At 40.1% G+C, this 22,624-nt stretch carries 24 protein-coding genes; all 24 read left to right on the forward strand.

The window, feature by feature from the left end; genetic code table 11:
• Nucleotides 1-134: 134 nt before the first annotated feature.
• The 24 genes from CZ382_RS20250 (at nucleotide 135) to CZ382_RS20365 (ending at nucleotide 22,611) form a co-directional block, all read left to right on the forward strand.
• On the forward strand, nucleotides 135-1,544 hold the full coding sequence (locus CZ382_RS20250) for a DEAD/DEAH box helicase (protein ID WP_088052944.1): 1,410 nt from the start codon (nucleotides 135-137) through the stop codon (nucleotides 1,542-1,544).
• Complete coding sequence (locus CZ382_RS20255) at nucleotides 1,541-2,227, forward strand: ComF family protein (RefSeq protein ID WP_230856109.1); 687 nt, start codon at nucleotides 1,541-1,543, stop codon at nucleotides 2,225-2,227. The genes CZ382_RS20250 and CZ382_RS20255 overlap by 4 nt, the downstream gene beginning before the upstream one ends.
• Before the next feature lie 91 nt (nucleotides 2,228-2,318).
• Nucleotides 2,319-2,747: a TIGR03826 family flagellar region protein gene (locus tag CZ382_RS20260; protein WP_088052945.1), complete on the forward strand. Its 429-nt coding sequence runs from the start codon at nucleotides 2,319-2,321 to the stop codon at nucleotides 2,745-2,747.
• A gap of 166 nt (nucleotides 2,748-2,913) precedes the next feature.
• Nucleotides 2,914-3,180: a flagellar biosynthesis anti-sigma factor FlgM gene (gene flgM / locus CZ382_RS20265; RefSeq protein WP_088052946.1), complete on the forward strand. Its 267-nt coding sequence runs from the start codon at nucleotides 2,914-2,916 to the stop codon at nucleotides 3,178-3,180.
• A gap of 15 nt (nucleotides 3,181-3,195) precedes the next feature.
• Entirely contained in the window at nucleotides 3,196-3,684 is a 489-nt protein-coding gene (locus tag CZ382_RS20270) for a flagellar protein FlgN (protein ID WP_088052947.1), read from the forward strand.
• Nucleotides 3,685-3,728: 44 nt separating this feature from the next.
• Nucleotides 3,729-5,261, forward strand: a complete 1,533-nt coding sequence (gene flgK / locus CZ382_RS20275; RefSeq protein WP_088052948.1) for a flagellar hook-associated protein FlgK — start codon at nucleotides 3,729-3,731, stop codon at nucleotides 5,259-5,261.
• 10 nt (nucleotides 5,262-5,271) lie between these two features.
• Nucleotides 5,272-6,153: a flagellar hook-associated protein FlgL gene (flgL, locus tag CZ382_RS20280; protein ID WP_088052949.1), complete on the forward strand. Its 882-nt coding sequence runs from the start codon at nucleotides 5,272-5,274 to the stop codon at nucleotides 6,151-6,153.
• A 230-nt stretch (nucleotides 6,154-6,383) separates the two neighbouring features.
• Nucleotides 6,384-6,971: a DUF6470 family protein gene (locus CZ382_RS20285; RefSeq protein WP_088052950.1), complete on the forward strand. Its 588-nt coding sequence runs from the start codon at nucleotides 6,384-6,386 to the stop codon at nucleotides 6,969-6,971.
• 81 nt (nucleotides 6,972-7,052) lie between these two features.
• Nucleotides 7,053-7,502 (forward strand): flagellar assembly protein FliW, encoded by a 450-nt coding sequence (fliW, locus tag CZ382_RS20290; RefSeq protein WP_088052951.1) that lies wholly within the window; start codon nucleotides 7,053-7,055, stop codon nucleotides 7,500-7,502.
• Nucleotides 7,503-7,504: 2 nt separating this feature from the next.
• Nucleotides 7,505-7,732 (forward strand): carbon storage regulator CsrA, encoded by a 228-nt coding sequence (gene csrA / locus CZ382_RS20295; protein ID WP_088052952.1) that lies wholly within the window; start codon nucleotides 7,505-7,507, stop codon nucleotides 7,730-7,732.
• Nucleotides 7,733-7,804: 72 nt separating this feature from the next.
• Complete coding sequence (flaG, locus tag CZ382_RS20300) at nucleotides 7,805-8,164, forward strand: flagellar protein FlaG (protein ID WP_088052953.1); 360 nt, start codon at nucleotides 7,805-7,807, stop codon at nucleotides 8,162-8,164.
• Nucleotides 8,165-8,176: 12 nt separating this feature from the next.
• Complete coding sequence (locus CZ382_RS20305) at nucleotides 8,177-9,637, forward strand: flagellar hook-associated protein 2 (RefSeq protein WP_088052954.1); 1,461 nt, start codon at nucleotides 8,177-8,179, stop codon at nucleotides 9,635-9,637.
• 15 nt (nucleotides 9,638-9,652) lie between these two features.
• On the forward strand, nucleotides 9,653-10,054 hold the full coding sequence (gene fliS, locus CZ382_RS20310) for a flagellar export chaperone FliS (RefSeq protein WP_088052955.1): 402 nt from the start codon (nucleotides 9,653-9,655) through the stop codon (nucleotides 10,052-10,054).
• Nucleotides 10,054-10,407, forward strand: coding sequence for a flagellar protein FliT (locus tag CZ382_RS20315; RefSeq protein ID WP_088052956.1), 354 nt, complete (start codon nucleotides 10,054-10,056; stop codon nucleotides 10,405-10,407). Before fliS ends, CZ382_RS20315 begins: the two co-directional genes overlap by 1 nt.
• Nucleotides 10,408-10,595: 188 nt before the next feature.
• On the forward strand, nucleotides 10,596-11,147 hold the full coding sequence (hpf, locus tag CZ382_RS20320; protein WP_088052957.1) for a ribosome hibernation-promoting factor, HPF/YfiA family: 552 nt from the start codon (nucleotides 10,596-10,598) through the stop codon (nucleotides 11,145-11,147).
• A gap of 327 nt (nucleotides 11,148-11,474) precedes the next feature.
• Nucleotides 11,475-11,636: a hypothetical protein gene (locus CZ382_RS23835; RefSeq protein ID WP_155554865.1), complete on the forward strand. Its 162-nt coding sequence runs from the start codon at nucleotides 11,475-11,477 to the stop codon at nucleotides 11,634-11,636.
• A gap of 321 nt (nucleotides 11,637-11,957) precedes the next feature.
• Entirely contained in the window at nucleotides 11,958-14,468 is a 2,511-nt protein-coding gene (gene secA / locus CZ382_RS20325; protein WP_088052958.1) for a preprotein translocase subunit SecA, read from the forward strand.
• Nucleotides 14,469-14,532: 64 nt separating this feature from the next.
• Nucleotides 14,533-15,634 (forward strand): peptide chain release factor 2 gene (gene prfB, locus CZ382_RS20335; RefSeq protein WP_102416309.1). Its coding sequence is split into 2 segments (ribosomal slippage): nucleotides 14,533-14,604 and nucleotides 14,606-15,634, totalling 1,101 coding nucleotides; the frame shifts between segments, so codons are not numbered across the junction.
• Nucleotides 15,635-15,815: 181 nt separating this feature from the next.
• On the forward strand, nucleotides 15,816-16,202 hold the full coding sequence (cccB, locus tag CZ382_RS20340; RefSeq protein ID WP_088052961.1) for a cytochrome c551: 387 nt from the start codon (nucleotides 15,816-15,818) through the stop codon (nucleotides 16,200-16,202).
• A gap of 361 nt (nucleotides 16,203-16,563) precedes the next feature.
• Nucleotides 16,564-17,250, forward strand: a complete 687-nt coding sequence (ftsE, locus tag CZ382_RS20345; protein ID WP_088052962.1) for a cell division ATP-binding protein FtsE — start codon at nucleotides 16,564-16,566, stop codon at nucleotides 17,248-17,250.
• Nucleotides 17,240-18,139, forward strand: a complete 900-nt coding sequence (gene ftsX, locus CZ382_RS20350; RefSeq protein ID WP_088052963.1) for a permease-like cell division protein FtsX — start codon at nucleotides 17,240-17,242, stop codon at nucleotides 18,137-18,139. The genes ftsE and ftsX overlap by 11 nt, the downstream gene beginning before the upstream one ends.
• Nucleotides 18,140-18,249: 110 nt before the next feature.
• Nucleotides 18,250-19,608 (forward strand): murein hydrolase activator EnvC family protein, encoded by a 1,359-nt coding sequence (locus tag CZ382_RS20355; protein WP_088052964.1) that lies wholly within the window; start codon nucleotides 18,250-18,252, stop codon nucleotides 19,606-19,608.
• A gap of 184 nt (nucleotides 19,609-19,792) precedes the next feature.
• Complete coding sequence (locus CZ382_RS20360; protein WP_188725561.1) at nucleotides 19,793-21,250, forward strand: S41 family peptidase; 1,458 nt, start codon at nucleotides 19,793-19,795, stop codon at nucleotides 21,248-21,250.
• A gap of 146 nt (nucleotides 21,251-21,396) precedes the next feature.
• The gene (locus CZ382_RS20365) at nucleotides 21,397-22,611 is read left to right on the forward strand and encodes a PDZ domain-containing protein (protein WP_088052965.1); all 1,215 of its coding nucleotides are present in this window, start codon (nucleotides 21,397-21,399) and stop codon (nucleotides 22,609-22,611) included.
• Nucleotides 22,612-22,624 lie beyond the last annotated feature (13 nt).

Raw genomic sequence — 22,624 nt, forward strand, 5'->3', positions numbered from 1 at the left:
CAGCCAGATACCCGACTTGTTTATAATGTTCCTCAAATTAAGAAACAATTCTGCCTTTCTCTTAGATCAAACACTTCATTCCACCTAAACTTCACAGGGATATGTTCAAAAAATAAATAGGAGCGTGAAATCTGATGAACCCTGCAAACACGGAAACAATTGACATGCATGCCATGCGTTTTGCCGGGAAATTATTACTGCGAAGCGAGATTCCTCTAGACGATGATCTATTCCGGCAGCTGGTTTCTTCTGGTTATTTTAAACCCTTTCCTGCAATCACCAGAAAGTTTTTTCAGCATCAATGTACGAGATGTAGCAATCAAGACCCTTCCTTATTCGCAAAAATTCCCTGTTCCACCTGTAAAAAGGAGCATCTTTATTGCCGAAAGTGTATCGAAATGGGCAGAGTGATGGAATGTGAAGCCCTTTATCAATGGACAGGCCCCGTACCAGATTGGCAGACCTTTGAAAATCCCTGCTCGTGGGGTGGCCAGCTTACCGATCGACAGCAGCTTGCAGCAGACAGGATTGTACAAGCAATCGAAAGAAAGGAAAAAGAGCTGCTAGTTTGGGCAGTATGTGGAGCTGGAAAAACCGAGATGCTTTTCCCGGGAATTACAGAGGCGCTAAAACTTGGTAAACGTATTTGCTTAGCAACGCCAAGAGCGGATGTTGTACGGGAGCTTCTGCCACGCTTTAGAGAGGCATTCGGAAATGTTACGATCCAGGGGTTGTATGGTGGCAGTGAGGAGAAGGCCGGAACAGCACAAATGATTTTGGCAACAACCCACCAATTACTCCGCTTTCAGCATGCATTTGACGTGCAAATCATCGATGAAATTGACGCCTTCCCATTCCATGCTGATCCCTCCCTGCCTTTTGCCGCTAGTCGGGCGCGAAACCCGGACAGCACAACGATCTATTTAACCGCGACCCCACGAAAAAAGCAACGAATGCAAATCGCTAGCAAAAAATTGGAGCATATTTTTGTCCCAACCCGTTTTCATGGCAGGCCTTTGCCAGTACCTAAGTTAAGAATGTGTTTTTCCCTCAAAAAAGATCTAACAAACTATGTGCCACCCAAAGTGTTCATAAGATGGATACAAAGCCGTGTAAATCCGAAGCGTCAATTGCTCTTGTTTGTGCCGACAATTGAACTGGCCGAGAAAATGAGAAGAGAACTAACGAAACGATTACGGGATTTGGGATTGCTGGATGAGGAAAAAGCCATTACGTCTGTGCATGCATCGGATCCGGATCGGGCAGAGAAGGTACAGCAATTCAGACAGAAAGCGATTTTTATGCTGCTCACGACGACAATCCTTGAACGTGGTGTTACCTTTCCTTCCGTTGATGTTGTGGTGTTTGATGCTGGACATGTTGTATTTGATGAAGCGGCACTGGTACAAATCGCCGGGCGCGCTGGCAGAAGCCCTGATGATCCTGCAGGTGAAGTGCTATTCCTTCATGATGGGAAAACAGATGCAATGGTCGAGGCGGTAAAATCGATTGTTGCGATGAATAGGCGAGGAGGTTTTCGATGATGCAGTGCTTATGGTGTAACCAGCAGACAATTGCGGAAATGAATTGGAGTACATTGCTGTTTTTATCGAGGCCGGCATCTATTTGCAAAGCATGTGAACAGAAACTGGAAAAGCTGACAGGAAAACGATGTGCCCGCTGCAGCCGGATGTGTGAAGAGAACGTGTGCGCTGATTGTAAATGGTGGGAAACCCATAGCAAAGAGCGTGATGCCTTAACAAGCAATTATTCTGTTTTTGCTTATAATGAAGCGATACAGGATATGGTTACAAAGTGGAAATATCGTGGCGATTACTGTTTGGGCAACATTTTTAAAAGCCATTTTCATCAGGCATTCAAGCAGCATTTTCATTTTTTGCCAAAGCATACAATTGCTGTCCCGATACCATTAAGCGAAGAAAGATTGCTGGAACGCGGCTTCAATCAGGCGAAAATGCTGGCAGATTTTATCCCCTTAAAGCAAGCAGAAACCGTTGCCCGTATTCATGGAGAAAAACAGTCAAAGAAAACGAGAAAAGAACGGCTCAATACAAAAAACCCCTTTATCATTACGAAAAAAGTTAATAAACCGGTCCTTCTTGTCGATGATATATATACAACAGGTACAACGTTGCGTCATGCCGCCAGATTATTAAAGCAAAATGGTTGTCCGGACGTGTATTCGTTCACCCTGATTCGCGGATAAACGGGACCGGAGAGCTGGAATATCGACCGGAAAGCAGAAACATTGATGGCTTTTTGGTATAGTACAATAGAAGAGTAAGGGGGGACCTGGGATGGCTGAGTTAGCAAATTGCTCTCGCTGTGGTGCGGTGTTTGTGAAAAGTATCCGGGATATTTGTCAAAATTGTTATAAAGAGGAAGAAAAAGCCTTCGAAACAGTATACCAATTTTTACGTATACGGAAAAATCGGGAAGCAACATTGCTGGAAATTGTTAAAGCAACAGGTGTGGAAGAAGAGCTGATTATCAAATTCATTAAGGATAAGCGGTTGCGTACATCGCAGTTTCCGAAGCTTGCCTACCCATGCGACAAATGCGGGACAGCTATTATTTCTGGTAAATTATGTGCAACATGCTCGCGGGAACTTTTAAATGATTTAGAAAAACAGGAAGAAATGGAGCGAAGAGAAGTGGAACGGAAGGAAAGACTGGACAAACAGGAATCCATTTATTACACATTTGACAGTAACAAGAAAGTGTAATAGGTCTTTAACTTTTAAACAATTATGCCGATAATAAATGTATAAGAGGATGTTCAAAAGGTTGCTAAATGATAACCGGCGAACCCAGGAGATTGCTTGTTGCTAATTTGGCAGCTTTTGAACACGTACTTATAGCAGTTGATGAAAGGTGGGGTGATTTTTCACGATGAAAATCCATGGCCCGAACCAGACAAATTTCAATCCATATAAAAACCACATACAAAAACAGGCAGAATATAAAAAAGATCGAAACCAATCCGATCAATTGGAAATATCAAAGCAGGCAAAGCAGCTTCAGGAAAATAGCCAGCCGAATGCTGAACGTGCGAAATATGTGCAGGATATAAAACAGGCAGTAGAATCCGGCGAATATCAGGTGAATCCTGAAAAGACTGCACAAAAAATGATCGCTTTTTGGTCAAAGGAACGATAGAGGAGGACACCGGTTTTGACCATTCAAACAATCATACAATCGCTTGAGAAACTAGTCACCATACATGAATCACTTTTAGAACTTTCCGAACAAAAGACAGTTGTAATCAAAGAAGGCTCTGTTGAAAAATTGCAGTCATTACTTATTAAAGAGCGCCGTTACGTCCGGACATTGGGGCAGGAAGAAGAGAAACGGCAAAAAAAAGTAGAGGATTGGTTTTCCGAGCAGCGAATTTCTGGTAAAGAAGTGACCATAACGACTATGCTTAACGAAATTTCCGGTGAAGAAACTGGAACTGAAATGGCACAAATAGCCAATACCTTAACCGAGGTAATTGTAAAATTGAAGCAACAAGAGCAATTGAATCAAGCATTAATTCAACAATCAATGCAATTTGTTGAATTATCTCTGGACATGATCGATCCATCCATCAAAAAAATGAATTATGGTGATAAACATGCAAATGAATCAGCTAACCGATCGGTGTTCGATTCCAAGGCATAACAGGACTAAAGTTATTTGTGCTGCCAAGAGGGGGGTATAGGAAATTGAGTACATTTCATGGATTGGAAATGGCCAAGCAGGCACTGTTTGCCCAGCAATCGGCTTTATATACACTTGGCAATAATATTGCTAATGCAAATACACAGGGGTATACAAGACAACGTGTGAATTTTGAGACACTTCCAGGCTATCCAACTGCATCAAGAAACAGGCCGCAGATTCCTGGACAAATGGGTACCGGCGTTCAAGCGGGCGTTGTGGAACGCATTCGCAATAAGTTTTTAGATTACCAATATCGTGCCGAAAACAGTAAGGTGGGGTATTGGGAAACAAAGTCAGATGCGATTAGCCGGATGGAGGAATTGTTGAATGAACCATCTGAAAACGGTCTTAAGAAAACAATGGATGAGTTTTGGCAATCACTCCAGGATCTATCCGGGAATCCTGAAAACTCTGGTGCACGATCAGTAGTTGCACAACGGGGGCAAGCACTTGCAAATACGTTCAACTATTTCGCGAATTCACTAAATTCAATTCGATCCGATTTAAAAGCGCAAATTGATGTGACCGTAACGGATGCAAATTCATTAATACGACAAGTCAATGAGATTAATCAGCAAATAAAAAATATCGAACCGCACGGCTATCTGGCTAATGACCTGTATGACGAACGCGATCGTTTGATAGATGAATTATCAAATATTGTTAATATTAAAGTGAGTTATGATAAAAGTAGTGAAAGTTCATTAGATATTGCGGATGGCCTTGCGACTATCGAGGTCGTTGATAATGATGGAAAATCATTGAATCCGCCAATTACGTTGGTAAATGGCCAAACGGGAGAAATTCAGGAGTTTGCCGTAACCTATTCGGATGGTAGTGAGAATCGTAATGCAGTAGAAATGATCTCGATTGGAAATGAGCATTTTGATGTAGCAAATTTTTCTGTGAATGGCTCATTTAGAGGGTTTATCGAATCGTATGGATATATTGCTGAAGATTCAGCTGGCAATTCAACTGTAACAGGCGAATACACAGATATGCTTGCAAACTTAGACAAATTGGCAGAAGAATTCGCATCCGCATTTAATAAGGTACATGAAAATGGTAAAGACCTAGAAGGGAATAATGGTGGGGCGTTCTTTGAATTTACTAGCGGGATTGGTGCTGCTGAATCGTTAACCGTTTCCCAAGCCATTTTGGATGATCCGGATTTATTAGCTGCAAGTTCGGATGGAACGGCAGGAAATGGTGATAATGCTTCTGCATTAGCTGAGGTGTTTGATCAGGATATACCTGGATTAGGTAAAAATGCATCGGTAAGAGAATATTACGATTCCCTTATTGGTGACCTTGGCGTACGGGCACGGGAAGCAAACCGTATGACTAACAATACCGCCATTCTCCGTTCTCAAGTAGATGGCCGAAGGATGTCTGTCAGCTCCGTTTCATTGGATGAGGAAATGTCGAATTTGATCAAATTCCAGCATGCTTACAATGCAGCAGCAAGAAGTATGACGGCAGTTGATGAGATGATTGACCGGATAATCAATAATATGGGTTTGACAGGAAGGTAGGTTAGTAGTTATGCGAATTACGCAAAGTATGTTGTCCAATAATATGCTGCGAAATTTATCGAAAAGCTATGAAAACTTGGGTACATACATGGATCAGCTCAATACCGGTAAAAAGATTACCCGCCCGTCTGATGATCCTGTTGTAGCAATGAAAGGGATGAATTATCGAACCCAGGTAACGGAAATTGAACAATATATTCGAAATACCAATGAAGTACATAACTGGATGGATAATTCTGATGCTGCCCTTGATAAAACAACCCAAGCATTGGGGAGATTAAGAGAACTGGCAATACAAGCAAGTACAGATACGTATGATGAAGCGGAACGTAAAAATATCATGGAAGAGGCTGAACAGCTAAAAGAACATATAATTGATATAGCCAATACCAAGGTAAACGGGAAGTATATTTTTAATGGAACCAATACAGATGAGGCACCAATCACAGTTGATGATAATGGGGATCTGCAGATTAACCAAAACACAAATCCGGTCACGATTGAGGTCGCAAATGGTACAAAGCTGCAAGCTAATGTTAATGCTGAAAATGTATTTTCTGAAAAACTTTTCGATGATATCGACAACTTTATAAGTGCATTAGGAAATAATGACCAGAAAGCTATTGAACAAAGCATCGGCACTTTGGATAAAAATATTGATAATGTAATAAACACAAGAGCAGATCTTGGTGCACGGATGAATCGGCTGGAGCTTGTAGAAAACCGCTTAAATCAGCAAGAAATTATAGCAAAAAGAACAATGTCGAAAAACGAAGATATAGATTACGAAAAGGTTATTACAAACTTCATAACGCAGGAAAGTATCCATCGTGCTGCATTATCAGCTGGTTCAAGGATCATACAGCCGACATTATTAGACTTTCTCCGCTAGATATTTTTAAGCCTTGACTCCGCTGATAAGATGAGAATTCATTCAGCGGGGAAGGCGACCCACAGGACGTGGCGCTTTAGTCTATATTCCTTAATCAGACCTTTACGGGCAGTAAGACCCCCGCTTATCCTTCTATATTCTTTTGAAGGCTTGAAGTGGGGGTCTTATTGAGGCAGGAAAAATAGGACAGGGCGTTATTTTTTAAATTTTATCAGCCAGGAGGCAGGATCATGCAGTTGCCACAAATACGGATGACTTCACAAATGGCACAAATACGGGTTCAGCAAACAGCCGGTCAGCAGGAATTAAGGCAGCCGGAAGCTGAACTCTCGATTCAGCAGCCTAATGCAGAAATCTCCATGAAAACGACACCATCAAAGCTCACGATCGATCAAACACAGGCATGGGAAGATATGAATCAAATGCCTATTTTAAAACGAATTGAAAAGTTTGCGAGTGAGGGACAGCAAGGATTGATGGAAGGGATCAAGCGACGGGTTCAGCAGGGAAATGAGCTGATGGAAATTGAAAATAAAGGAAATCCCGTGGTTAGCCAAGCGATTGAAAATGGGTACGACGGGATGAAAACACTTGGGATAAAGTTTATTCCTTCATCATTCGCAGTAAAAATGGATTATCAGCCATCGAATGTACAAGTTGATGTAAAGGTACATCGGCCGATAATCAATGCGAAATCCCATCAGCCAATCCACCGATATGAACGAGGCAATGTCACGATCAGTATGAAGCAATATCAGGATTTAAACATTGATTTTGTCAATTTAAATTCAGAAGCATTAGAAAATGTACAGAAGTGAATGAGAAATAACGATTATCTCATTTTTTGCCAATTTAGGTAACTTTTTGATCACAAACTGCTAGTAAAGGAGTGGTGTAAAATGAAAATTCAAACAAAATATTTGGGGGAGCTGGAGATTGACGATGCAAAGCGAATTCAGTTTCCAGCTGGGCTGCCTGGGTTTGGGGAGGATAAAGAATTTGTGTTATTGGATTTTCCGGAGAACCCCGTTTTTCAATTATTACAGTCGGTAATGACACAATCCGTTGCCTTCGTTGTAACGACCCCGTATAACTTTTATCAGGGATATACATTTGATCTGGATGATAGCATACTGGAAAGCTTACAAATTGAAAATGAACGGGATGTTGCAGTTTTTTCCATTGTTACATTATCCAATCCATTTGAACAAAGCACGTTAAATTTAAAAGCACCAGTTATCCTGAATTGGAAAAACAGACAGGGAAAGCAATACATATTAAATACAGATGAGTACGAATCGAAGGCGCCAATTGCTCCGTCAGCTGTAACGAATGGGAAAGGGGAATAACGATGCTTGTCCTGACCAGAAAGAAAAATGAAGCGATACAAATAGGGGAGTCAATTGAAGTAAAGGTGCTGGAAATTGACGGCGACCAAGTGAAACTGGGGATTCATGCACCGAAATCGGTTGATATTCACCGAAGCGAAATTTATTTGGATATTCAACGGCAAAACAATGAAGCGGCAAGTACGCCAACAGACTTGCTGCAGCTATTAAACAATGAAAAGAACACATAAGAGTCTTCACTATTCCCTTATTTCAGCCGATATAAAAGATAAATAGCGGGGCAAGAGGAGTTGCATTGGGCAATGAGGTTAGAAATGGTGAAAGCCGGATCCCATCCCTTGCAATATAGAAATGACAGCAAGCAAATGACAACTGCATTAAACGGATCCAAAGTTCAAAATGTAATAACCCAAAACGTACAAGATGAAACGATCAACAATACAGATAAAGTTGAAACCGTTGTGTCAAACCTAAACGAAATGATGGAACCTTTGCAGACAAATTTAAAGTTTGTATTCCATGAAGAATTGCACGAGTACTACGTAACAGTTGTAAACCCGATTACCGATGAAGTAATCAAAGAAATACCACCGAAAAAAATGCTAGATATGTATGCCTCGATGGCCGAATTTATGGGGCTTTTGGTGGATGAAAAAATATAAGGAGTGATTTGCATGCGGATAGGCGGGTTAGCTTCTGGAATGGATATCGATCAGCTTGTCAATAAATTAATGGCGGCTGAACGAATGCCACTTGATCGAATGGAACAGGATCGGACAACCCTTACTTGGAAACGGGATAGTTTTCGAGACATTAATAAATCTTTATTGGAATTAGACGAAATGATGTACAATATGAAATTAAGCACCACATATAAAACAAAATTGGTAAGCTCTTCACAGGAGGGCGCTGTTACAGCAACCGGATCAACTAGCTCAACGAATGGGACATATAACATTGCTGTTACACAGCTTGCCAGTTCTGCGATCCGTACAGGTGAGTTGGATATCGACCCTGACAAGCTGTTGAAGGAGGTTGATATTGACCTTGGTTCGGAAATCAAATTTTCCACGTACGATGAAAAGGAAGGAAATATGGTTGAGCATACCGTACAGGTAACAGATGAGGATACGCTAAATAGCATCTTAAATAAAATTAACAAGGAAGATAAAAACGTCCGCGCTTTTTATGATTCACAGTCAAAGAAAGTGTTTCTGGAAACAACACGAACTGGTGATTATAATAAGGACGGGGCGGAAATCGTTTTTGACAAAAGCCCGCTTTTTGTACAAAATTTGAATTTAGGTGAAGAAAAAGGTGGAAAGGATGCCATATTTACCTATAATGACGTCGAAATGACTTCCAAGGACAATTCTTATAAATTAAACGGGATAACCTTTCAATTTAAAAATGTTACAGATGGCAGTGCAACGTTAACAGTTAAGAATGATGCTGATGCTGCGTTTGATTCCATCATGAAATTTATTGATAAGTACAATGAAGTAGTTGAAAAATTAAATGGCACACAACAGGAGGAAAAATACCGGGACTACAAACCACTGACTGAAGAACAGAAAAAGGAAATGTCGGAAGATGAGATTGAATTATGGGAAGAAAAGGCGAAAAGTGGTATTTTACGAGGTGAATCGGCTATTTCAGATGGCTTGTTTGCCATGCGCCGCAGCTGGTACGCCAACGTCAAAACAGGCGGAAAGATAACATCCTTGACCCAGCTGGGAATTACAACATCAAGTGACTATCTGGATGGCGGGAAGCTTATTGTAAAAGACGAAGCAAAATTAAAAGAAGCATTGCGAAATGACCCGGATAATGTGTACAAGCTATTTTCCAATGATGTAGAAGGCGACGACCGTGGAATTATTAACCGGCTTGACGATGCGATCACATCTACTATTAACAAAATTGAGGAACGGGCGGGTAAAGGATACCATACACTGGAAAACTATACACTTGGAAAACAAATGAAAAGCTTAAATAAACAAATTGATGCATTTGAGGATCGGCTGGTCCAGGTAGAAAACCGTTATTGGAGTCAATTCACGGCAATGGAAAAAGCGATCCAGCGAATGAATCAGCAGTCAACCTATTTAATGCAGCAGTTTGGCGGGCAGTAATAAGGGGGAGATCCGATGACAACAAGCAAGCAATACAAGGCCTATCAGGATAACGCAGTCAATACTGCTTCCGGTGGGGAGTTAACGTTAATGTTGTACAATGGCTGTATTAAGTTTATTAAGCAGGCAATAAAAGATATAAATGAAAAAAATTATGAATCCAAAAATACTAACATCCAGAAGGCCCAAAGTATTATTCAGGAGTTAATGATTACCTTGAATTCTGAAGTGGAGATCTCCAATCAACTATTGCCGTTATATGAATATATGCAATTTCAGCTTAAAGAAGGCAACGTAAAAAATGACGCTGCCTTAATTGAAGAGGTACTGGGTTTTGCAATGGAATTCCGGGATACATGGAAACAGGTTATTTTAAAAACACGGCAAAAGCAGTTTGCACAAGGGGCCAGTATCTAATGAACCGCCTGAAACCTTTTTACGAGATCACGGTAAAATTAGCAGAGCTGCTTGATCAGGATATCAATGCAAAGAACCGGGAAACAATTATTAGTCAGGTTAATCTTTTGATCGAAAAAAGAGGAGATCTGCTGCCAGAAGTTCCACCACCTTTTACTGAAGATGAAAAACGAGTGGGTAGCGATATCGTCCTGCTCAATAATAAGATCCAGCAAAAAATGAATGCACTTTTTATTGATTTAAAACGAGAAATGAAACAGTTCAAAAAACAGAAAAAATCGAATAAAACATACACAAATCCGTATGAAAAGATCCAAACGATGGATGGTATGTTTCTCGATAATAAAAAATGAAATGCTCTGTTGGGCTTTTCATTTTTTTATGGAATAAGATGTATTCAGTTAACGGAACCCAACAATGGTTTTGTGAATTTTATCGGTACTAATCCTTTCCGGTTTTGCAATTATTTATTGGTTTATGCAGGAATTGGACGGGGTATTGTAGTATAATAAATACATAAGGATGAAAGGAGGACACTTTTATGAAATACAACATTCGTGGTGAGAATATTGAGGTGACTGGAGCTATACGTGATTATGTGCAAAAGAAAATCAGCAAGCTGGAAAGATACTTTGATACACCACCGACATCTGATGTACATGTCAATTTAAGTGTCTATAATGATGAGCAGAGAATTGAGGTTACAATCCCAATGACCAATTTGTTGCTTCGCGCAGAGGAACAGCATGTGGATTTATATGCTGCCATCGACCTTGTGGTAGATAAACTGGAAAGACAGATTCGTAAATATAAAACGAAAGTAAATCGTAAATTTCGGCAAAACGGTTCTCCTAAGCATGTATTTGCCAACATTGAAACAGAATCAGCAAATGAACATTTGGAAGAAGATGAAATGGACATTGTCAGAACAAAACGATTTGATCTAAAACCAATGGATTCAGAAGAGGCAGTTCTGCAAATGGATATGCTGGGACATGCATTTTATGTCTTCACTAACGCTGCCTCAGGCGATACAAACGTTGTTTATCGCCGGAAGGACGGAAAATATGGATTAATTGAACCGAATAGTTAAAATAAAGAAAGGAGGGCTGATGATATGTCAGCCCTCCTTTCTTTATAAGTAAAAATTTAGGTTCTATTCTGCTTACGTCAGAGTCGGTGCGCTTTTCTTAATAGTCAAGGACGATTTTGTCCAATTTTGTCGAACGGATTGCTAAAATTTAATTTTGGCGTTGGATAAAACCTGCATTTTTAATATTTATCTGTAAAACGGTGTCGAATTTTGCTGTTTTTCATGAAAATATTGTCGAATTGCAAGCTAAAATTTAAAAATGGCGATTGGCCTTAAAATTTGTTCCATGATATAACTATCATAACGAATTACAAGGAGGAAATACATATGAACGAACAGGATTATATCGCGTTTGATGCCTTAGTTGTCAAAGTACAGCAACATGAAGAAACCATAACACAATTAATGGAAATTGTCGCAGCAACAAACCGGAAAATGACGGAGCTGGCACGTAAATATGATAACGAGAATCATTATACACTCTCATGATACGAACTCTCCTCGCAACAGCAGCCTCATATTTCCCGCAAAGTATCCGCAATGAGTCTTCATGGAAAGAGCAGCTCCGCCCCGGGCTGCTCTTTCATTATCGTCAAAGGAAGTATGGATAAGTTCCAGACCGGCGCAAGCAGTTGTCATTCTTGTCCACAAAGTGTTATTATAAGATGTGGATTATCATAAATTAAATAATTGATGTTCAAAAAGTCACCAAATGATAAATGGTGAACTCCAGAGTTGGTTTGCTGCTAATTTGGCAACTTTTTAAACACATACTATATCGATTTTTAACTTTACGAGGAGCGTTTTATTATGCCTGGATTATTGAAAAAGATTTTTGGGGATGGAAATCAAAAACAACTCAATCGTTATCAAAAGATTGTAGATAAGATAGAGGCGTTAGAGCCGGACTATGAAAGATTAACAGACGATGAGCTGAAAAATAAAACGGAAGAATTTAAAGAGCGCTATCAAAACGGAGAAAGTCTTGACGATATGATGGTTGAAGCATATGCCGTCGTTCGTGAGGCTTCCAAACGTGTCCTTGGCATGCGTCCGTTTCCCGTTCAGCTGATGGGGGCAATCGCGCTTCATGAAGGAAATATAGCGGAAATGAAAACCGGGGAAGGGAAGACGCTTGCTTCGACCTTGCCAGCTTATTTAAATGCACTTTCGGGAAATGGTGTGCACATTGTAACCGTAAACGAATATTTAGCTGACCGTGATGCGAGGGAAATGGGCGAGCTATTTGGCTTTCTTGGGTTGACGGTCGGATTAAATGGAAACGGGTTGTCAAAAGAAGAGAAGCGGGATGCATACTATTGCGATATCACGTATGGCACTAACAACGAGTATGGTTTTGACTATTTGCGGGATAATATGGTGCTTTACAAAGAGCAAATGGTGCAGCGGCCGCTAAACTTTGCCATTATTGATGAGGTTGACTCGATTTTAATTGATGAAGCGAGAACACCATTAATTATTTCCGGATCTGCTCAAAAGTCTGCTTCCCTGTACCAACAGGCAAATTCGTTTGTCAACACACTGAATAAGGAAACGGACTACACGTATGATGAGAAAACAAAGGGTGTGCAATTAACAGAGGAAGGTATCAATAAGGCAGAGCGTTACTTTTCGATCGAAAATCTATTCGATTTGAATCATGTAACGTTAACCCATCATATTAACCAAGCATTGAAGGCTCATGTTTCGATGCATCGGGATACCGATTACGTTGTCCAGGAAGGGGAAGTCGTTATTGTCGACCAATTTACCGGCCGATTAATGAAGGGACGACGCTACAGTGATGGACTTCACCAGGCGATTGAGGCTAAAGAAGGCCTGCAAATCCAAAATGAAAGCATGACACTTGCATCCATCACATTCCAGAACTTTTTCCGAATGTATCAAAAGCTTTCCGGAATGACTGGTACAGCGAAAACGGAAGAAGAGGAATTCCGTAATATTTATAATATGGATGTTATTGCAATTCCGACAAATAAACCGATTATACGTGATGACCGGGCAGATCTGATTTATAAGTCGATGGAGGGCAAGTTTCGGGCTGTTGTGGAAAATATCAAGGAACGTTATGAACAAGGACAACCGGTATTAGTTGGTACGGTTGCTGTTGAGACGTCTGAATTGATTTCTCAGCTGCTGAAAAAGAAGGGTGTCAAACATAATGTTTTGAATGCCAAAAATCATTTTAGAGAAGCAGAAATCATCGAAAACGCCGGACAAAAGGGTGCGGTAACTATCGCAACTAACATGGCCGGCCGTGGAACAGACATTAAACTTGGCGAAGGGGTAGTTGATCTCGGCGGACTTGCTGTTATCGGTACAGAGCGGCATGAATCACGCCGGATTGATAACCAGCTGCGCGGACGTTCCGGACGTCAAGGTGACCCGGGATTGTCGCAATTTTATTTGTCGATGGAAGACGAATTAATGCGCCGCTTTGGCTCCGATAATCTTCGTTCAATGATGGAGCGGCTTGGCATGGATGATACACAGCCAATTGAAAGTAAAATGGTTTCAAGAGCTGTTGAATCGGCGCAAAAACGAGTTGAGGGTAACAACTTTGACGCCCGCAAAACCGTATTGTCCTATGACGATGTTTTACGCCAACAACGTGAAATTATTTATAAACAGCGATTTGACGTTATTGATTCGGAAAATCTCCGTGAAATAATTGAAGGGATGATGCAATCTACGGTTGAACGCGTTATCCAGTCCCACACAGCTGATGACTTGGAAGAAAACTGGGAACTAAATACAATAATAGAGTATTTGCATGGAAACCTATTCGATCCGGAAGATATAACAGCTGATGATTTACTAGGCAAAGAGCCTGAAGAGATGATTGAGCTGATTATGGAAAAAATTAAAGAAAAATATGATGAAAAAGAAGAAGAACTAACACCTGAACAAATGCGGGAATTTGAGAAGGTTATTTTACTTCGAACTGTCGATACAAAATGGATGGATCATATCGATCAGATGGATCAATTGCGGCAAGGTATCCATTTACGGGCATACGGGCAAAACGATCCATTGCAGGAGTATCAGGCAGAAGGCTTCCATATGTTCGAACAAATGATTATTGCCATTGAAGAAGAGGTTTCTAAATATGTGATGAAAGCACAAATCCGCGAAAACCTGAAACGTCAGGAAGTTGTGAAAAATACCCAAGCTGTTTCCGGTGGGGAGGATAACAAGAAGAAATCGCGGAAACCATATGTGAAGAAAGAAAACGTTGGTCGAAATGATCCATGTCCGTGTGGAAGCGGCAAGAAATATAAAAATTGTCATGGGCGGTAAACGAACACTCCCTGAATTGGGGGTGTTTTCCATGAAATTGAAAATAACGAACGAGGTGAAGAGAATGGAATTAGTGGAAATTAATCATGAATTAGAAAACATTATGGCGCGTATTGCCGATTTTAGGGGGTCTCTTTGACTTAGAGACAAAGAAAGACCGAATTGAAGAATTGGAGCAGGAGATGACAGCCCCTGATTTTTGGGATGATCAAAACGCTGCCCAAAAAATTATTACTGAGACAAATGGCTTAAAAGGCTATGTCGATAATTTTACCGAACTTGAAGAAAAGCTGGATGATTTGCAAGTAAGCTATGAGCTCGTAAAAGAAGAGAACGATCCGGAACTATTTGCCGATTTGGAAAACGGGATTAATAACCTGCGCGAAAAAGTAAATAAATTTGAATTGCAAATGCTGTTAAGTGAGCCGTATGATGCAAACAATGCATTATTGGAACTTCATCCTGGTGCTGGAGGAACCGAATCACAGGACTGGGCAAGCATGTTACTAAGAATGTACCAGCGCTGGGCGGAGGATAAAGATTTTAAAGTAGAGACACTAAATTATTTGCCTGGGGATGAAGCTGGCGTGAAAAGTGTGACCTTGTTAATCAAAGGGCATAATGCTTACGGGTATTTAAAAGCAGAAAAAGGTGTCCACCGATTAGTAAGGATCTCTCCTTTTGATTCATCAGGCAGGAGACATACATCATTCGTTTCTTGTGACGTGATGCCAGAGTTTAATGATGAAATTGCGATTGACATCAAGACAGAGGATCTGAAAATTGACACGTATCGCTCCAGTGGTGCAGGTGGTCAGCATGTAAATACGACTGATTCGGCTGTTAGAATTACGCATATACCGACAAATATAGTCGTTACTTGTCAATCAGAACGATCGCAAATTCAGAACCGGGAACAGGCAATGAAGATGCTGAAGGCAAAATTGTACCAGTTGGAGATTGAACGCCAGCAGCAGGAGCTAAATGATATTCGTGGCGAACAAAAAGAAATTGGCTGGGGCAGTCAAATTCGTTCGTATGTTTTTCATCCATATTCCATGGTCAAAGATCACCGGACAAATGTCGAAGTCGGTAATACACAAGGAGTAATGGACGGGAATATTGACCCGTTTATTGATGCCTACTTGCGTTCCCAGATTAATTAAACTGCTCCATTTGTGATAGTAAAACAAATTCATGAAATAGACACAATTCGCAAAAGCATTGACATTGGTACATTTTGGCTATAAGTTAACATTTCCCGCCCCGTACTAGGGTTTTAAATTTTTATAAAATGGTTATAATAAATGTGATAGTTAAAAAATCTTTTGTTAGGGGGATTGAAGCATGAAGAAATGGCTATTTACAGTTCTTTTCGGATCTGCATTAGTGCTCGGAGCTTGCGGCGGCGGTGGGGATGACAACGCAGGTGACAACAATGCAGATAACGGTGACAATGCCACAGAAGAAAATGGATCATCAGATAATGGTGGTACAGTGGACGCTTCAGCTGCTCAGGAAGCGTTTGAAAGCAGTTGTGCATCTTGTCATGGCGCTGATTTATCCGGTGGTGCGGGTCCAGCTTTAACGGATGTAGGATCCAAGTATTCCAAGGAAGAGATTGTCGATATTATCGAAAATGGTAAAGAAGGCGATCAAGGAACAATGCCTGGAGGAATGGCCACTGGTGATGATGTAGATTTAATTGCTTCGTGGCTTGCAGACCAGAAATGACCTGGTACTGACGTTACAATTGATGGTTTAACGTATAGGAAAGCTTGACCCAACTTTTATATGGGCCAGGCTTTTTGTTCTTCAGGAATTTATAAAGTTTATGGGATGGGCTGCGTCCAGCACCAGGCTTCCCCGAAAAAATTCACTTCTTTAAAAACTTCCATTATTTTCACAGGAGTAAAAAAATTACAGCATTTGAAATGAAAATGTAATATTATTTTGTCTAAAAATCCTGTTGAAAAATGTTATACTATAGGAGTGTTAATCAAATAAATATGAATAAAAGTGAGATATTGTTTTTATTTATACGAAGCTTCGACATCTTAGAGTACACAACAATAAATTAAAAGGTGATTCAAATATGATAACAATGAAAGATGTTTCAAAAACATATCCGAACGGTGTGACAGCACTTAGTGGTGTCAATATAAGGATTGAACAAGGTGAATTTGTTTACATAGTCGGACCAAGCGGAGCAGGTAAATCAACCTTTGTCAGGCTGATGTACCGGGAAGTAAAAGCATCTAAAGGGTCAATTATTATTAATAATACGGATATGCAACGGTTAAAAGAAAGAAAAGTTCCCTTTTTAAGGCGCAATATTGGCGTTATTTTTCAGGATTTTAAGTTGCTGCCGAAACTATCAGTCTATGAAAATATTGCTTTTGCATTAGAGGTTATTGAAGAATCACCTCGTATGATACGTAAACGGGTAATGGAGGTTCTGGAACTTGTAGGACTGAAAAGTAAAGCCCGGTCTATCCCTGACGAATTATCAGGCGGGGAACAGCAGCGCGTTTCCATTGCCCGGGCAATAGTGAATCATCCGAAAATTGTTATTGCGGATGAACCAACAGGAAATCTGGACCCTGATACATCATGGGGAATTATGCGGATCTTTGAAGAAATCAACTCCAGAGGTACGACCGTTATCATGGCCACACACAGCAAAGAAATTGTCAATACAATTAAAAAACGTGTTATTGCAGTAGAGGACGGGTTAATTGTAAGGGACGAGCAACGAGGTGAATACGGCTATGAAATTTAGAACATTAAAGCGCCACTTTCGTGAGGGCATAAAGAATATTTTTCGTAATGGCTGGATGACGGTTGCCTCAATCGGAGCCGTTACAACAACTTTGATTTTAGTTGGTGTGTTTCTTGCTCTGATGCTTAATCTGAATAAAATGGCAGACAACATTGAAGATGATGTTGAAATAAATGTATTGATCGACCTTACTGCAAAAGAAGATCAGATTAAGCAATTAGGTGACAACATTGAAAAAATGGATGAAGTTGATAAAGTTGAGTTTTCGTCAAAGGATGAACAATTGGAAGGCTTGGTCAAAAGCATGGGGAAGGAAGGGGATTCATGGCAATTATTTGAACAGGATAACCCGCTGAACCATGTATTTATTGTTAAAACAAAAGACCCGCTGGACACAATCGACGTGGCGAACGATATTGCCGATTTTGATAATGTTCAGGAAGTTAATTACGGAAAAGATGTCGTCAATCGATTATTTCAATTTAATCAATATGCGCGCAATATCGGGCTTGTATTAATTGCTGGTTTGGTATTTACTGCGATTTTCCTTATTTCGAATACGATCAAACTGACAATCATGGCGCGAAGTAAGGAAATAGGCATCATGAAATTGGTTGGTGCAACAAACGGATTTATCCGCTGGCCGTTTTTCGTGGAAGGAATGCTTCTTGGAATATTCGGTTCGATCATTCCGATTGCAGCAATTCTCGGTGGTTACTATTACTTGGAAAATAATCTTAGTGAAAGATTTAACCTTAAATTTAGTTTTGTTGAATTATTGCCGTTTAACCCATTTGCCTGGCAATTATCACTCATTATTCTCGTAATTGGTGGATTGATTGGTATTTGGGGAAGTGTGATGAGTGTCCGCAAATTCTTGAAAGTTTAATAGAGGTCCTTCAAAAAGTTGCCAAATGCAAAGCGGTAAACAAAGATTTGGCAGCTTTTTGAAAAAACATAATCCAGAGAAATATTTACAACAGGAGAAGGAGATGCGAGATGAAACGAACAGCCTCATACATACTTGTCGGGTTCCTGTGTGCAGGGACAAGTTTTGCAAGCTTCAGTCATGTTGAAGCAAAGTCAATGGACGATGTAAATGATCAGATCAATCAGTTGGAAAAGGAAAAGGACCAATTAAAAGAAAAACAGGGCGAGGTTACCAATAAAAAAAGTGCTGCCGAACAGAAGATTGATAAAAATTTGTCGAAACAGGATAATGTGGAAAGTCAAATAAAGGGGATAGACCAAAAACTTTCCGATACCAAAAATAAGATCCAGAAAAAGGAAGACGAAATTAAGTCAACAAACGATGAAATTGAGCAATTGAAAGCAAAAATTGAACAGTTAAAGGAAGAAATTAAGGAATTACAAAAAAGCATCAAAGAGCGGGAAAACTTACTTAAGGAACGCCTCCGTGCAATCCAGAAAAGTGGGGGAAGCATGAAGTATATGGAGGTTATACTTGGCTCTCAAAGCTTTGGTGATTTTGTCAGCAGATCATCGGCTGTGAACACCATCATGGATTCTGATAAAAGTATAATGGAAGAACTGGAAGCAGACAAAAGAGCTATGGAAGCGAAAAAAGCTGAAGTACAGGAAAATAAAAAAGAAGTAGAAACCAAAAAAGCTGCATTAGAGAATCAAAAGAAAGAATTGGAGTCACTAAAAGGCCAATTGGATGAACAAGCAGCTGAAAAAGAAAAACTAAAGGCTCAATTGGAAGAAGAACATGAGCATCTGGAAGATTATAAAGTATCCTTGGAAGATGAACAGGAAATTTTACGTGCTCAAGCAGAAGCAACCAGCAAAGCAATAGAACTGGCAAAACAAAAGCAAAACGAGTTGGAACAAAAAGCTAAGGAACAAGCTGCAAAGGCAAGGAGTAATCAAACAAGCTCTAGTTCTTCAGCGCCTCCAACACTCAACAGTTCAAATGGGGGTGCCATGTTTAGCTTCCCTGTTTCCGGACCGATTACTTCAGGGTACGGAAGCCGCTGGGGGACTCTACATGCAGGTATTGATTTTGGTGTAGGAGTTGGAACAGCGGTTTCAGCCGCAGCACCGGGTGTTGTTATTTCTACTAACACGGAATATGATGGTATGATGAATGGCTATGGCAATGTTATACTGGTAGCTCATTCAATTGACGGTGTAACGTATACTACCCTTTATGCACATTTAAGCAGTATTTCAGTTTCGGCTGGACAAAGCGTAAGCAAGGGGCAAACGATTGGAGCTTCAGGTAATACTGGAAATTCAACAGGTCCACATTTACATTTTGAAATCCATAAAGGTGGTTGGAATGCAGCTAAGAGTAATTCAGTAAATCCATTGCAATCACCGTATCTCTACTAACATTTTAATGATATTTGCATTTTTAAAGCATAAAATATATTATTAAAGGCATCGCACATTACGGTGTGATGCCTTTTCCTATAAACTTTGAATCAAAACGTATTGATGGAAATAACTTCTCTTTTACTTGACATATGGGAACAGGAACCACCAATCAGAAAAAAATAAAAATTGGGGTGAAATGATGAAATTCAAAAAACAGTATATTTTTATTTTGATTGCGGCACTTGTTCTAGGTTTTGCTGGTGGTTTTGCTGGCGTTAAGTTAGCACAGCCGGATCAGGCGGAGCAAGACCACAAAGCGGACATTGATTTGCCTTTGGACAAGGATAATGAGGAAATGGAACAACCTAAAAATATGGATAAAGTTGTCCAAGCCTTCAATTTAATTAAAAAGCATTATTTAAAGGATGTTAAGGATCAGGAGCTGATTGAGGGTGCTGTAAAAGGGATGTTAGGCACATTGGATGACCCTTACAGTACATATATGGATGCTGAAACAATGGAACAATTCAATGAAACAATTGAATCATCCTTTGAAGGGATCGGTGCGGAGGTAAGTATGGTTAATGGAAAAGTTACCATCATTGCACCAATCAAAGATTCTCCGGCCGAAGAGGCAGGATTGCGGCCAAATGATCAAATTTTAAAAGTTGATAAGGAAAGTGTTGAGGGATTGGAACTGTACGAGGCTGTTGAAAAGATTCGTGGGAAAAAAGGTTCCAAAGTTGTTTTACAAGTGCAGCGTCCAGGCGTTTCAGAGCCATTTGATGTTACGATCAAACGAGACGATATTCCGGTAGAAACAGTTTATTCCAAAGAAAAAGAAATTGACGGTAAAAAGACTGGTATCCTCGAAATTACTACGTTTTCTGAGAATACAGCAACGGAATTCAAGGAGCAATTAACAAAGCTTGAGGAAGATGGAATAGAAGGATTAGTCATTGATGTGCGAGGCAATCCAGGAGGTCTCTTTAATGCCGTGGAAGATATTTTAAAATTGTTTATTACAAAAGATGTGCCATATGTTCAGATTGAAGACCAAAACGGAGAGAAGACACCATATTATTCGGATTTAAAGGAGAAGAAGGATTATCCGGTCAGTGTTGTCATTGATGAAGGAAGTGCGTCGGCTTCGGAAATTCTTGCTGTAGCAATGAAAGAAGCCGGGTATGATATCGTTGGGACGAAGAGCTTTGGTAAGGGTACGGTACAGCAAGCTGTTCCCATGGGTGATGGCAGCACAATTAAGTTAACATTTTATAAGTGGCTTTCGCCTGAAGGAAATTGGATTCATGAAAAAGGGGTAGAACCGACAATTAAAGTAAAACAAGCCGATTACTTTTATTCGAATCCTGTTCAAATAGATAAGCAGCTAACCTATAATCATACAGGTGATAATATAAAAAACATTCAGATCATGCTACTTGGATTAGGTTATGAACCTGGGCGAAAGGATGGTTATTTTAACAAAGAAACCGAAAAAGCCGTTAAGCAATTTCAGCAGGATAATGATTTACAAGCAACAGGCAAGATTGACAAGGAAACAGCCGGATTGATTGAAGCACAAATTGTTGATCATATTCGCAGTGGCGATGATGATCAGCAAATGGCTAAAGCGCTGGAAGAACTATATAAATAAACAAATCCGCGGGGAAACTCGCGGATTGGTTGTGTTTCGGAAGTAATATCGTGGTAAAATAGGAATTACGGATACGAATAGCAGGAACTAGCTCGCTATATCCCGAATATAAGAAGTGGATATTTAGCTGCTGGAAGGTGATCATATTGATAGAAGCATGGTTAATGGAATTGGCAAAAGGGATTGGCAAGCTATTTTTAAATCCATTATTGTATTGGGCAATTATTATAGTTGTCTTAAGTGGTATGGCCAGAATCAAAAAGGAACGAATGAACTTTGGAACTAAAGTGTTCGATGTGTTTTCAGAATGTAAAAATACATGGCTTGTTTCGCTTGTTACAGGGATTAGTCTGTCAGTGCTTGTTTTGGGTATCGGGATTGCTTTTTCGTATGAAACTATATTCTTGTTAAGCATTGTTACTATTGTACTCGGTCTTGGTTTAAGATTGAACCTTCTTTCGCCAAGCTATACCATTGGATTTACTTACTTTTTATTATTATTTATCCCATACTTTTTGGAGAAGCAAACGTATATTAATCTTGATACAGACCTGCTTACAGAAGCTAACTTTACCGGGTTGGTTATATTGTTGGGCCTGTTGCTACTTGTAGAGGCTGTGTTAGTATTGCGGGTCAAACGAAATGAGTCATTTCCCGATTTGGTTTTGGGGAATCGCGGGAAATGGGTTGGCCAGCATCATATAAAGAAATTGAGTGTCATTCCATTTTTTGTCTTGGTGCCGTCTGGATTAATAACAACATTTGCCCCTTTTTGGCCGTATTTTTCATTAGGTGGGGATACATACAGTTTGCTGCTGGTTCCATTTCTGCTTGGCTTTGATCATGTGGTTAGAGGACATGCACCATACCAGGTTAGGAGAAAATTGGCCAATTCAATCGGTACGCTTGGTGTGCTGGTTTTATTATTCGCTGCCGGAAGTGTGTTTGTTTCCTGGCTTTCACTAGCTGCCGTTATTATTGCTGTTTTAGGCAGGGAGTATATCGGTTATCGGCATCGGATTCATGATAAGGAAAACATACCCTATTTTCATGGATCCGGAAAGGGATTGAAAGTACTGGCTATTATTCCGGATACACCTGCAGATCGATTAGGCATTCTTATCGGTGAAACAATTCATAAGGTCAATGGCAAAAAGGTAAATGATGTAGCCGAATTTTATCATGCATTACAAGCAAGTGGCGCATTTTTCAAGCTGGAGGTTGTGGATGATTCTGGTGAGGTTCGTTTCATAAAGAGTGCACTCTATCAGGGAGATCATCATGAATTAGGCATTGTGTTTACGAAAGAGAAGTACCGGAACGGTGAACGCAAATGGAAAGAAAAGGCTGAATTGAATTGACATCAGGGCGGTG

Origin of the sequence: Virgibacillus dakarensis (assembly GCF_900155625.1) — a bacterium.
GTDB lineage: Bacteria > Bacillota > Bacilli > Bacillales > Amphibacillaceae > Lentibacillus_C > Lentibacillus_C populi.

Excerpts from the sequence above, each read along its gene's own strand:
- CZ382_RS20250 (WP_088052944.1), top strand. The coding sequence starts at position 135 with ATGAACCCTGCAAACACGGAAACAATTGACATGCATGCCATGCGTTTT.
- CZ382_RS20255 (WP_230856109.1), top strand. The coding sequence starts at position 1,541 with ATGATGCAGTGCTTATGGTGTAACCAGCAGACAATTGCGGAAATGAAT.
- CZ382_RS20260 (WP_088052945.1), top strand. The coding sequence starts at position 2,319 with ATGGCTGAGTTAGCAAATTGCTCTCGCTGTGGTGCGGTGTTTGTGAAA.
- flgM (WP_088052946.1), top strand. The coding sequence starts at position 2,914 with ATGAAAATCCATGGCCCGAACCAGACAAATTTCAATCCATATAAAAAC.
- flgL (WP_088052949.1), top strand. The coding sequence starts at position 5,272 with ATGCGAATTACGCAAAGTATGTTGTCCAATAATATGCTGCGAAATTTA.
- CZ382_RS20285 (WP_088052950.1), top strand. The coding sequence starts at position 6,384 with ATGCAGTTGCCACAAATACGGATGACTTCACAAATGGCACAAATACGG.
- fliW (WP_088052951.1), top strand. The coding sequence starts at position 7,053 with ATGAAAATTCAAACAAAATATTTGGGGGAGCTGGAGATTGACGATGCA.
- csrA (WP_088052952.1), top strand. The coding sequence starts at position 7,505 with ATGCTTGTCCTGACCAGAAAGAAAAATGAAGCGATACAAATAGGGGAG.
- flaG (WP_088052953.1), top strand. The coding sequence starts at position 7,805 with ATGAGGTTAGAAATGGTGAAAGCCGGATCCCATCCCTTGCAATATAGA.
- CZ382_RS20305 (WP_088052954.1), top strand. The coding sequence starts at position 8,177 with ATGCGGATAGGCGGGTTAGCTTCTGGAATGGATATCGATCAGCTTGTC.
- fliS (WP_088052955.1), top strand. The coding sequence starts at position 9,653 with ATGACAACAAGCAAGCAATACAAGGCCTATCAGGATAACGCAGTCAAT.
- CZ382_RS20315 (WP_088052956.1), top strand. The coding sequence starts at position 10,054 with ATGAACCGCCTGAAACCTTTTTACGAGATCACGGTAAAATTAGCAGAG.
- hpf (WP_088052957.1), top strand. The coding sequence starts at position 10,596 with ATGAAATACAACATTCGTGGTGAGAATATTGAGGTGACTGGAGCTATA.
- CZ382_RS23835 (WP_155554865.1), top strand. The coding sequence starts at position 11,475 with ATGAACGAACAGGATTATATCGCGTTTGATGCCTTAGTTGTCAAAGTA.
- secA (WP_088052958.1), top strand. The coding sequence starts at position 11,958 with ATGCCTGGATTATTGAAAAAGATTTTTGGGGATGGAAATCAAAAACAA.
- cccB (WP_088052961.1), top strand. The coding sequence starts at position 15,816 with ATGAAGAAATGGCTATTTACAGTTCTTTTCGGATCTGCATTAGTGCTC.
- ftsE (WP_088052962.1), top strand. The coding sequence starts at position 16,564 with ATGATAACAATGAAAGATGTTTCAAAAACATATCCGAACGGTGTGACA.
- ftsX (WP_088052963.1), top strand. The coding sequence starts at position 17,240 with ATGAAATTTAGAACATTAAAGCGCCACTTTCGTGAGGGCATAAAGAAT.
- CZ382_RS20355 (WP_088052964.1), top strand. The coding sequence starts at position 18,250 with ATGAAACGAACAGCCTCATACATACTTGTCGGGTTCCTGTGTGCAGGG.
- CZ382_RS20360 (WP_188725561.1), top strand. The coding sequence starts at position 19,793 with ATGAAATTCAAAAAACAGTATATTTTTATTTTGATTGCGGCACTTGTT.